The 12,106-nt window shown below is 39.8% G+C and carries 9 protein-coding genes; 3 read left to right on the top strand and 6 right to left on the bottom strand.

The window, feature by feature from the left end; all coding sequences use genetic code 11:
• Window positions 1-147 precede the first annotated feature (147 nt).
• The gene (locus tag PCIT_RS18650; protein WP_010367328.1) at window positions 148-1,242 is read left to right on the top strand and encodes a sensor histidine kinase; all 1,095 of its coding nucleotides are present in this window, start codon (window positions 148-150) and stop codon (window positions 1,240-1,242) included.
• Window positions 1,235-1,879 (top strand): response regulator, encoded by a 645-nt coding sequence (locus tag PCIT_RS18645; protein ID WP_010367326.1) that lies wholly within the window; start codon window positions 1,235-1,237, stop codon window positions 1,877-1,879. Before PCIT_RS18650 ends, PCIT_RS18645 begins: the two co-directional genes overlap by 8 nt.
• A 24-nt stretch (window positions 1,880-1,903) precedes the next feature.
• Here PCIT_RS18645 and PCIT_RS18640 read toward each other — a convergent pair whose 3' ends face one another.
• The 3 genes from PCIT_RS18640 to PCIT_RS18630 all read right to left on the bottom strand — a co-directional run bounded on the left by PCIT_RS18640 (window position 1,904) and on the right by PCIT_RS18630 (window position 7,518).
• Complete coding sequence (locus tag PCIT_RS18640; RefSeq protein WP_192992771.1) at window positions 1,904-3,112, bottom strand: IS256 family transposase; 1,209 nt, start codon at window positions 3,110-3,112, stop codon at window positions 1,904-1,906.
• 62 nt (window positions 3,113-3,174) lie between these two features.
• The gene (locus tag PCIT_RS18635; protein ID WP_010365788.1) at window positions 3,175-5,727 is read right to left on the bottom strand and encodes a bifunctional diguanylate cyclase/phosphodiesterase; all 2,553 of its coding nucleotides are present in this window, start codon (window positions 5,725-5,727) and stop codon (window positions 3,175-3,177) included.
• Between the two features lie 384 nt (window positions 5,728-6,111).
• Window positions 6,112-7,518 (bottom strand): YfcC family protein, encoded by a 1,407-nt coding sequence (locus PCIT_RS18630; RefSeq protein ID WP_010365787.1) that lies wholly within the window; start codon window positions 7,516-7,518, stop codon window positions 6,112-6,114.
• Between the two features lie 232 nt (window positions 7,519-7,750).
• Between PCIT_RS18630 and PCIT_RS18625 the strand changes: the two genes are divergently transcribed.
• The gene (locus tag PCIT_RS18625) at window positions 7,751-8,164 is read left to right on the top strand and encodes a hypothetical protein (protein ID WP_010365785.1); all 414 of its coding nucleotides are present in this window, start codon (window positions 7,751-7,753) and stop codon (window positions 8,162-8,164) included.
• 46 nt (window positions 8,165-8,210) lie between these two features.
• Here the strand turns inward: PCIT_RS18625 and PCIT_RS18620 are convergent, their stop codons facing one another.
• The 3 genes from PCIT_RS18620 to PCIT_RS18610 form a co-directional block, all read right to left on the bottom strand.
• Window positions 8,211-9,719, bottom strand: coding sequence for a sensor domain-containing diguanylate cyclase (locus tag PCIT_RS18620; RefSeq protein ID WP_238348041.1), 1,509 nt, complete (start codon window positions 9,717-9,719; stop codon window positions 8,211-8,213).
• 506 nt (window positions 9,720-10,225) lie between these two features.
• On the bottom strand, window positions 10,226-11,416 hold the full coding sequence (locus PCIT_RS18615; RefSeq protein WP_010365780.1) for an alkaline phosphatase family protein: 1,191 nt from the start codon (window positions 11,414-11,416) through the stop codon (window positions 10,226-10,228).
• A gap of 124 nt (window positions 11,417-11,540) precedes the next feature.
• The gene (locus tag PCIT_RS18610) at window positions 11,541-12,056 is read right to left on the bottom strand and encodes a hypothetical protein (protein ID WP_010365777.1); all 516 of its coding nucleotides are present in this window, start codon (window positions 12,054-12,056) and stop codon (window positions 11,541-11,543) included.
• Between the last annotated feature and the right edge of the window lie 50 nt (window positions 12,057-12,106).

Raw genomic sequence — 12,106 nt, 5'->3', positions numbered from 1 at the left:
GCTCATAAGGTAGTCCATCACATTTTATTTAAAGAATGACCTGTGGCAAAACCAAACCTATATCTTAATCCATTAGTGGTGTTCTTAATGTGCGGTATATTGCCTAGCAATTCTGTACCCAGATAGTTATAATCAATCAAAAAAGTTATGCTCAGAATACAAAAGTCATCCCTTGCAACGGTCTTATTTACTTGGCTTACAGTCGCATTACCCAGCACTATAGGAATACAAGAGCCCACTCTACTTTTTGCTATTGCAACCATTCATGGCTTATTTCTGATAACAATGTTGATCATTATTAATGATGTTCCGAACAAAAACCATCGACTAAATTACACATTAATTGCAATCTCAATTGGATTAGTTATTTGCTTAATGATGATGTCAAATAGTTACTTGTATCTCATTTACAGTGTGATGATGACCTCAATTTTCGCGTTCCATACACCTGTTATATTTTGTATTGGCTATATTATTGTCATCCATAGTATTTATCTACTTATACAATTTTTGATATGGCAAGCTGGCTGGGATATCGTCAACACCACCACCTTTATTGCATTTCACTGTTTTGCGCTAATGCTCACCCAAAAAATGCTCAGTGAAAAGAATGCCAAAGAGGCGCTCACTCTTAGCAACACCCAACTTGAAGCGGCTCATAGCTTACTTGCCAATGCGGCTGCTCATGATGAAAGACTAAAACTAGCGCGTGAGCTACATGATAATGTAGGTCATACACTCACCTCACTAATAATTAATCTAGATATTGCTCGTCGAACACAAAGCGCGCAACAAATAACTCTTTGCTACGAGCAAGCAAAGGCGGCACTTGATACGACCAGAAATGTTGTCAGTCAAAAACGAACCGAAGATCATCTAGACTTACCCAGTACATTAATAGAGCTGGCTGAAAAAACGCCTCGGATCGCTGTAATCACCAAAATTCCAAAGCAATTTACATGTACGAACTTAAAGGTTGCACATTGTGTTTTGCGGTGTTGCCAAGAAGCAATTACAAATACTCTAAAGTATGCTCAAGCGACACAGTTTACTATTGAGATTACCTCTCAGGCCGAGCAGCTCATTTTACACTTGTATGATAACGGGGCAAAAAACAACCAATTCACACTTGGGAACGGTCTAACTGGTATGCATGAGCGCGTTCAAGCACTTGGAGGCAAGTGCAGTATAAACAACAAAGAAACAGGGTTTCATATAAAAATAAGAGTACCGCATGGATAAGATAAAAGTACATTTAGTTGACGATCAATGTTTAGTCAGACAAGGGATGACCGCTCTCTTACAACTTACAGAATCTATTTGTGTGACAGGGGAATCTCACAGTGGCAACACCTTTTTATCAAAGCTTGCCAACAATGATATTGATGCCGATATCGTGCTGTTAGATATGCGCATGCCAGATGGCACTGGGCTTGATGTATTACGTACGCTGCAGCAACACCACACTCATTTAAAGTGCCTCATTCTAACGACATTTAACGAAGATGAATTCCTGATCGGCGGTATGGAAGCTGGGGCGTGTGGATATCTACTAAAAGATGTTTCACTAGAAATGCTTGTCGATGCGATCACCCGAGTGAACCAAGGGGAAACCGTATTACAGAATTCCCTAACGCAACAACTCATAAAGGCGAATCGCCAACAAACTGCAGAACCCAATATAGATTTAACGCATAAAGAGCGTCAAATATTAAGCTTGATAGTAGACGGACTATCAAATAAAGAGATTTCCGCAAAAATATTTAATGCAGAGGGCACTGTGCGTAATCATGTCTCAAATATACTTTCAAAGCTAAATGTTCGAGATAGAACACAAGCAACGCTTAAAGCTATTAAACTCAATTTACTGACCCTGTAAATAATTCTGTGTAACTGCTCTTAGTTACAAGTATTCAGTTAGTCGGTCTTCAAACATAATCATAAAACGGTTTAGAGCTTGCTTCCAGTTATGAATAGGCATTGTCCACCTCTTGGAAGCATCCATTATCGCTAAGTACACCACCTTGCTAGCGGATTCATCTGTCGGGAACAGTTTACGTTTCTTGGTCGCTTTTCTGATCACACTGTTCAGAGATTCAATAGCATTTGTCGTGTAGATAGCTTTACGAATATCTTGAGGGTAGCTAAATAGAGTATTGAGATTATCCCAATGAGCCGTCCAGGAGCGGCTGATTTGAGGGTACTTTTCATCCCATTTATCACCAAAGTGCTCTAACGCCAACAGGGCTTCATCTTCCGTTGTTGCTTGATAGATTTCTTTTAAGTCAGCGGTAATTGCCTTGTAGTCTTTCCATGGGACGTATTTCATTGAGTTTCGCACCATGTGTACGATACAGAGCTGAATTTGAGTTTTTGGATAAACAGCGTTGATGGCATCAGGAAAGCCCTTCAGGCCATCTACACACGCGATGAGGATATCATTCACGCCTCGATTTTGAAGTTCGGTGAGCACGCTAAGCCAGAACTTCGCTCCTTCGGTTTCGGACATCCACATCCCAAGAAGTTCTTTCTGACCTTCCATATTTACGCCAAGTGCGAGATAAATGGCTTTGTTGATAACCTGTTTATTCTGGCGTACTTTCACGACGATGCAATCGAGATAAACGATGGGATAGACCGTATCAAGCGGGCGAGATTGCCACTCAACCACTTGTTCTAAAACAGCATCTGTAACTTTAGATATTAGACTGGCGGAGATATCCGCATCGTACATTTCTTTGAATGTTGCGACGATTTCACGGGTGGTCATTCCTTTGGCATATAGGCTTAAGATCTTGTCGTCCATCGATTGAAATCGGGTTTGATGTTTACGAACAAGCTTGGGTTCAAAGGACGCGTCACGGTCACGAGGGACTTCTAACTGGATCTCACCATCGTCTGTAATTAGGCGTTTAGATGAGTAGCCATTTCGACTGTTACTATCGTTAGTTGGTGAGTTTTTTTCGTAACCGAGGTGCTCATTAAGTTCAGCATTTAAGGCTGTCTCAACCGTCACCTTGGTTAACATTTTCCTAAAGTCATCAAGATCAGAAGGAGTCTTAATCGACTTAGCTGCTTCGCGAGCGAAGGCTTCTAGAGCTTTCTTATCCATATTGCTTATCCTCAGCCATTACTGGCTTAATTATAAGCAGATACACAATTTAAATTACAGGCTCAATTTACTGGAATAACCTCACGCCGTTTTGCATTTTTGTCTTTGCTGCTGTAAAGCATATTTAAGCACTCTTTAATGGGCTTTGCACAGCTATAGTAAAAGCCTTGAATGTTGTGACATCCATATTGTTGCAACATTTCTAACTGCACACTTTGCTCGACGCCTTCAGCAATCACTCTAATATTTAATTGGGAACTCAAATCTACAAGGCATTTTATCATCGCTTGTTTTGACTTGTCCGCCACTAAACTATCTACAAATGACTTATCTATTTTCACATAATCAACTTGATTATCGATCAAATTACTTAATGATGAATAACCAGTACAAAAATCATCTAATGCAACTTTAACCCCTTTAGAGCGCAATATGCTTAGCACATGCCACGTATATTTATTCGTTGCCATCGACTCAGTCACCTCAATCGTAACTGCGTTATAAGGTAAATTTGCTTTCTCTATCGCTGCGCTAATAAGCTCTATCTGATTATTTGTGCTTTTAAATTCATTGACTGAGCGATTAATAGAGATGGAAACATCCGTAAAGCCTGCTTGATGTATTTTCGACAGATCCTCACAGCTTTGCTCTAACACAAACTGCCCAATATAATGAATTAAGCCAAACTCTTCAGCAACTGGGATGAAGCGACCAGGAGACACTACACCATATTCTTCGTCAAACCATCGTATCAAAGCTTCAAACTTGCGAATTTTACCTGTCTTGGCATCCACAATTGGCTGGTAGTGTACCTCTAACAATTTACTCTTTAATGCCTCTTTTAACTTATCTCTGAGTTTAATTTTATTTAAGTAAGCATTTTGAATGGCAGCATTATGAAGTGCTACGCTACCCACTCTATGTTTCTTAGCACTGCCTAGCGCGTGTGCTGCATTGCGTACTAAATTAGCAGCTGTTATTTGTTGTTCTATCGGTAAAACAGCGACACCGGTACTCGCGGTAATTTCTATCGTTAAGTCATTGAAAACATAAGGTTGGGCTAATTTGGCACTCAACTTCTTAGCAACTAACATACTGTTATCACCATCCGTATGGTCTAACAGTATTGCAAATTCGTCACCTCCATAGCGACTAACAGTATCTTGTGCACGAACTGCATTTTTTAACCGTTTTGCCGCAGAGAGTAAAACTTTATCTCCTGCCTCCGGGCCAAAAACATCATTGATTTCTTTGAATCGATCTAAGCCTATGAATAATAGTGAACACAACCGGTGCTGTGCTCTCGATTCTGATACTTTTACTTCAAGCGCTTTTAGAAAACTACGCCTATTTTGTAACCCAGTTAATGGCTCATGGTCTGCATAAAAAGTAAGCTGAGCTTCATTGCGCTTCCAATCGGTAATATCTCGGAAAATCGCCACATAATTACAAACAGATCCTTCTTCATCCTTAATTAAGCTTAAGGTAAGCTCTTCGGGGAAAACTTGACCGCTTTTTCGTCGATTATAAATTTCTCCCTTCCACATTCCTTCTTTATTAAGTTGCCGCCACATTTGGTTATAAAATTGCGTATCTTGGTGACCAGAAGACAATATAGCAGGGTCTTTCCCTAACAACTCATAGCCTGTGTAACCTGTAAGTCGCTCAAAAGCTCGATTTACCATAATAATCTTATTATGTGCGTCGGTGATCATAATGGATTCAGTGGCATGCTCAAACACAACATTCGTTAATTCGAGCTGCTTATTTAATGCCGATATATAAGATACGTCTTGCACAGTAGCGCTGAAAATACGCTCAGATTCTGGAGCTTCAGAATACTCGACACGGCCAATTATCCTAAATAAGCCTCTTAATTCAGTACGTTTAATATGTGAAACATTAATATCAAAAGTATCTAACTTACTTGCAGCAACTTTGTCTAATAACCCTTGGAGTTTATACTTATCACTCTCTTCTAGACTATTCATAAAATCTACAATTGAGATATCCTGAGCTGCGCCTTTTATTAAACGGGTCATTTCAGCACTAAACCAATGGCTGTTTTGCTTGATCCGCCAAGTCCAAGAGCTGAGTTTGGCGATACGCTCGCCCTTTGCTAACAGCTTAACTAATTGGTCTCGCGACGCAACTTCTAAATTATGATTAAGCTCTGCCCCCACCAAATGGCTTAACTCTTTAAACCACATTTGCTCAGCTTGACTGATGTCTTTAGGCTGCTTAAACATACAGACCATAACGCCGATAGGTGTATGATCGAGTGCCCTTAACGTGATCCCTAAATAACTGTCAATACTTAATACTTTTAGAATATCATCTGTTTCATATAGTTGTTGTAAATTATCATCAATAGCGCAAATTGACTCACTGCCCTTGGCATCTTTACAAGGTGTGCCTTCTAAATCATAAATGATATTATCAACGCAATTACCCTCAACCATATAAAGCGTAGTTTCAACTTTAGTATCACCATCAACAAACTTACCTATTAAGCAATGTTCCGCACCAAGTCGTTGATATAACATATTTAAAGCTAGCTGATATCTTGCAAAGCTACTGCCCAAATTATAGAACTGACTAAAAGACAAATTCATGATTTATTCGCATCTTTGATTATTTAATAGGGTTATGTGAATTTAATTCGGATGTTAGCTTATTAAACTACCGTTAACCTCAATTGAGATCAATAAAAGTTGAGATATAATGTCAAAGTCGTTAAATTTTAGATCTGTTTTGGTAGTTTGAAAAACTATATTTCAAGGGTAGGAATATTGATTAGTGTTTTTCCATCAAAAGTACATGGGTGGGTGAATGAATGAACTAATTAGTTTTAAACTTAATGAAAGCATTATTATGCATACTGGTATGCATAATTTTTTAATACAAACTAATATATAACGTTTAATGTAATATTGGCCTAAAAATGCAAGCCACCAGTGCACATAACGCAACGGGTGGCTTGCACGATTTATAGCCTTCTATGCAATAACGGGTTGAACATCAAGCCCATACCCAAAATATACAGCTAGAACTAAGACAAAAGATGCCGCCGCCATTAGCTTTAATAATAATGGTAAACAAAAACGGAACCAATGCGTATAAGGCACACCAGCCATACCAATGATCCCCATTAATACTGCATTTGTGGGGATGATCATATTTGAGAAGCCATCACCAAATTGGTATGCCAGCACCGCCACTTGGCGAGGTACGCCTACTAAATCACCCAACGGCACCATTAGAGGCATCGTTACATAGGCCTGACCAGAGCCTGAAGGAATGAATGTGTTGAGTAATGTTTGAATAACTAACATACCCACAGCAGAAATTTCAGCACTTACATAAGACAGTGGTAAAGACATGCTATGCACTAAGGTATGTAATATTTGTCCGTCTTCTAGAATCAGCGCAATACCACGGGCAACACCAATAAGAATTGCTGTAGTCACTAAATCTGAAACACCTTCAATAAAGCGTTCAGCCGTCTCATCTGCTGACAGCTTACCTAAAATAGCAATTACCGCTCCCCAAGCAATAAATACACCACCCAGCTCATATAGGTACCAGCCTTTTGTCGCAATACCCCAAACAGCAATGGTTAATGTGATCAAAAAGCTGCCCAAAATTATTTGGTGTCTTGTTTCTAACTTGGGATAACTCGGCTGTTCCTTCCCATCAAGTGGACATGCCACACCAATCATCATTGAAGAACTTGGATCTTGTTTTACCCTTTGCGCATACTGCCAAACATGGTGGAAGCCAATTAAAACAAAAGGCACAAAAATAGCTAACCTCAACCAAATCCCTGAATAAACAGGTATTTCCGCAATTTGCTGTGCAATAAGCACGGTAAATGGATTAAACGCAGAAACACCATACCCGATGCCATAGCCCGCAACAATCATACCAACTGCAGTCATTGCATCTAGCCGCATCGCTTTACACAAAGCCACTAAAATAAGAACGAATGGGATGTATTCTCCAGCCGTACCTATACTACTAGATGCCATCGCAAAGCAGAAAACCACCATAAAGATAAGCTTTTCGGGTTTTGAACCATATTTTTCTAACAGCCGGCCAATTAAAGCATCAACTGTGCCTGTCGCTCTTGCTATCGCGAGCACACCACCTACGATCAGCACGAAGAAGATCACATCTTGTGCACCAGCAAAAGCACGCGGGATCGCCGTTAATAAATCCCAAGGAGTAAGGAACGTTTTTTCTTCAATAACTTGATACGTGCCAGCAACGACCATTTGTCGCCCTGAATCTGATAACTGTGTTTCAAAAAAGCCTTGAGGCACTACCCATGTAGCAAATAAAGCAATTACCATCATACCCAATAGTAGGATCAAGGTATGAGGGACTTTTAGCGTTTGACCCATATGTACTCCTAAATTATTCTACAGGCCACTGCGCGACCCCTAAATCGCGACATGATACCGAGTTTAGTCACGCTTTTCACTCACTCTCGATAAAAAGTGTACCTAACTTATGTAAGACTCCTTAGAACTGTAAGTTTTAACTCACTTTCGCATGCAAATTTTAACAGTTTCTTACTGGTGAAATTAAGCTTTGCGCGGAATAATTACCCTATACACAACTGGGAGAGCAACAATGAAAAACACCTTACTTGCATTCGGCGTAATTTCGGTATTAGCGGCATGCGCACATCATGATGATGTTCGTCCAAGCTCAGATAATCAACACTATGTTATTATTAAGGCATCAGAACGCGGTGAGGGCATACAGGAAGCCCTTAATCAAGCCACACACTTTTGTAAAAAAGATGCACAATCAATGTATGTCATCAATGAGTCTGTGACTTATCAGGGGGAGCAAGATGAGCAAACCTTCTTAAACGATAAATCCACAGCTCAGATTATATCCAATGCAGGAACCTGGCTTTGGGTACTAGGCGATGGTTATGTCGATGATGCCGGTGCAATTGCTTCTTTGGCAGGTGCTAGCGCTGAACATTCATTAGGTAAACCCTATTTAATTAACGTCAGTTTTCGCTGTAGTACCTAATATTCCCATGTTTAAGTGCTCAATAGTCATGAGCACTTAAATAAGGCTAGGCAGCTTCACAATCCCTGACCGCCGTTCTATTTCTGCCATCGCGCTTTGCTTGATAAAGGGCTTTATCTGCATTTTTAAGGACATGATGAAAATCACATACGTCACTTGAACTGTGAGCAACTCCAAGCGAAATATGTACCTTAGCTACAGGAGGAAATAAGTGGTTTGAAACATCAACCCTCAACCTTTCCGCAATCGATACCGCATGTCCAATATCAACATTAGGCAAAAATATACAGAACTCTTCACCTCCAGTTCGACATATCACATCTTGTTCTCTGGCACTGTTTTGCATCAGCTCCGCCAAAGTTCGGATCACTTGGTCGCCAACATCATGACCAAACTTGTCATTTATGTGTTTAAAATGATCTATATCTAACGCAATGACCGAAAATGGTTTTTTTATCCTTTGAAAGTACTCAAGCTTAACCAACATTCCCCGACGATTTAATAGCTGAGTTAAGGGGTCTTTTTGACGGTCTAAATCATACTCTTGTATCGTTCTCCCGACTAACTCTGTGCCTGAAACAATCGCTTGCTTCAAATGCTCGGCTTCAAAATACCACGCATCAATTTTTTGAACGTTCGATTGAGCATACCTGTCCATTGCCCTGACACCGACAGCCAGTTTCCATAGCGGCTTAGCTATTTTCGAGCCAAACACTAATATCAACAATAAAGTGAATATGGTAACAGGCAACGTACTTTTAAGGACGCTCAAAATCGTATCATTGAGTTGAGCCAACGTTACTTTAAGGGGCCTTTGTGCTACCACACCCCACCCAGATATTGGCACCGATGCATACCCGCTCAGCATGTCAGTACCTTGACTATTGCGTAATACCCTTACACCAGACTTACCGGAAACAGCATCTTCAATTGCTCGATTACTTTGAATAGTCGTTCCCACCCGCTCAGCGTCAACATGGTATATAAGCTGCTTATTTTGGTCTACGACATAAAGGTAAGAACCATCACTGTAGTGATGTTTCCCTAATAAGCGATTAAGAATATTATCGCCTTGTAAGTAAATACTTGCCGCAATAAACCCCTGATATTTCCCTATTTTATCAAATATTGGATGAGACACACTTATAATCAGATTCCCCGCAGGGGAAACGAACGGAGTAGAGATATGCGGTTTTTTACGCGACAGCGGAGCCCTGCCTTGCGCACTTTCTACCACGATACCTTCAAGGTTTAATGAACTAGGTGCTATAGATAACACTTTTCCTTCAGCATTGACTATCACGGCAGAATTGAAGCTCGATGTTTGTTTTATTAAACGCTGTAATTCCTGATTACGCGTCACCGAGTTATCGTAGTCTGTTCCTATATAGTTTGCGCTGAACTTCAACTGAGTAACGACTGAGTTCAAAAATAGCTCAGTTATTTCTGCCAATTTTGTCGCATACACTCGATTAGCCTCAAGCGTGTCTTCAATTAGCAGAGTTTTTTGTACTCTAAATGTCGCATATAGTGAATTCCCTAAAGTTATCACCATACTAAAAAAAGCCAATAAAAAAATCAGCCTTTTTAGATCAATTTGTTTGGTTGAATTCAAACAGCCTAACATTCCCATTCCTTGTTAAAAACATACATCAGTCTTATCGTTCGCCAAAATAATAACTGACTTTTACTATTTCTCTTTATTCTGTATCAATCTGAGAATAAATGAACAGGTATTCACCTATATTTCCACCCATTACTAACTCACTGTGGTTCAAGCAACTCAACACAATCCCAATAGTCGCTTAATACACTTGCTCAATGTATAATCATGGAAGTTAAAGTCAAATATTTAATTAAGGGCTCATCTCTACTAATGAAAAAGACTAAGGTAAATCCCCTCGTTTCACATTTCACAGTTGCATTTATTTTACTTGCAGCGCTGTGGATATTTGTCAGTGAAAAAGACTTACTCGTCCTCGGAAACTCTCTTATTTTAGTCTATGTAGTGTATGCATTAGGCTCAAGGGTCATGCCTCGTAAGCACAAGAAAAAATAGCATTACTTTAAAGCTTGGCGCAGTACTGCTCCATCACTGTCTACAGTGTTCATTAATTTTAACCCCAGGATTTCACTTACAATAGGGTAAATCTCTAAGTTTTCCATCTCGTTAATAACCATGCTTGATTTAAACGCAGGACCATATGCCACAAACATTGCGGCCATATCATTGGTATTGGCATACCCATGAGTTCCCTGATATGGCACTTTATTCCCTTGACTAAAAACGCGCGGCGCTTTTGTTTCTAATATAATATCAGGGATCCGAGATGATCCTAAGTAATGGCGCTCAGCTAACGTCTGTTCCTTTACAATAACAAATCGACCTCTCGCCTGAGCATGTATTTTTTTAATCACCACAACTTTGTCAGCCTCACTGGCATCTTTGGTATAAATCAAAACCCGAGGGCCCGTATTTTTTACAACCCAATTATCAGGTATTGCAAGTTCACCGATATCTATTGTTCGTGTGCTGTCCACATTAGACATACCATGATCAGATACCACAATGAGATTTATTGGCTGAGGTAGCTTCGCTAACCGATTGTGCAGCTGTGTTATTAATGTATCAACCTGCTGAACTGCATCATAAACTTCAGCGCTATCAGGGCCAAATTCATGCCCTAAAGAATCGACCAAAGAAAAATACCCAGCAACAAAGCTAGGTCGCTGTGATTGATCAAGAGAAAGCCACTGAACGATTTGATCTATTCGCGCTTGATAATCACTTTGCTGTGAATAGTGGTAGTAATAATTAGGCACCATGCCATTAAATCGGGCATCTGATTCAGGCCAAAAATAAGCTGCTGATTTTAGCCCTTGCATTTGTGCTAAGTTCCAAAGAGGAATACCATTGAGCCACGTACTATCGTCTTTTCCGCTGCCCATTTTGTAACATTGATCTCGCTTTTTGTCACAAAATTTATTATCAATCACCCCATGATTAATCGGCCGTAAACCTGTAATAATTGAAATATGATTGGGAAATGTTTTACTCGGATACACAGGCCACATTTTGTTTACTCGAACACCCTGTTTGGCTATATTGGCAAGCCCTTTGGCGCGATGCTTTTCAATATAATCCCAGCGAAACCCATCCAGTGATATTAGCACTACAGACTGTTGTTGAGCTGATGCTGCAACAGAAAAAAAGAAACTCGCCAATAACAGACGCTTTACCACATTGTACATACCATATTTCCAAATTTTGTAATCTCTAAGGTAGAATGGCATTATTACGCTAAGCGTATGACAATAAAAATAATTGCGGCAGGAAACACATTTGAATTTATTATTTCTTAAGATATGTATTGTACTATATACCCATACGCCGAACTGCAACTAAAGAATAGCCTGTTTGTTGGCTCACATTAAGCGCACCACTTTGCCACGCAAGCTCAAAACGTTTTTTTTGTTTGCTCTTGTTTTGGCTACACCAGACAAACTGAGTTACATTTGATCCTTTTTCGCGGCATTGCTGTGGAATAACATAGAATCTTTGCCACTCATATTGCTTCTTATCATCCGTGAATAACTTTCCAGCATAAGTCATATTCTCTAGAGGGGCATTTAAGAGCTGCTCATCAGGTAACGCAAGGGCATGATCATCGCTTGATTGTTCATCTTTGCAATGCCGGAGTAATAAAACAAAAATACGCTGTTCTTGTGCAGAAAAATCAACACTATGACTGCTTTGTTGTGTCATCTGGCTAATTAATACGGCGCGCTTATATGCCAGCTTTTCACAGGTCGCTTTACTAAATTGCGTGTTTGCAGCAAAGGTATAGTCCACTGCACACACCCATAGCAGACAGGCTAAAATCCATTTCATAATATTCCAGATATCCATATCTATTTGGCTGTTAGAGTTATAATTCTAGT

Origin of the sequence: Pseudoalteromonas citrea (assembly GCF_000238375.3) — a bacterium.
Taxonomy (GTDB): Bacteria; Pseudomonadota; Gammaproteobacteria; order Enterobacterales; family Alteromonadaceae; genus Pseudoalteromonas; species Pseudoalteromonas citrea.
Note: the sequence above shows the minus strand (reverse complement) of the source record. Positions and strands in the feature narration are given on the sequence as shown.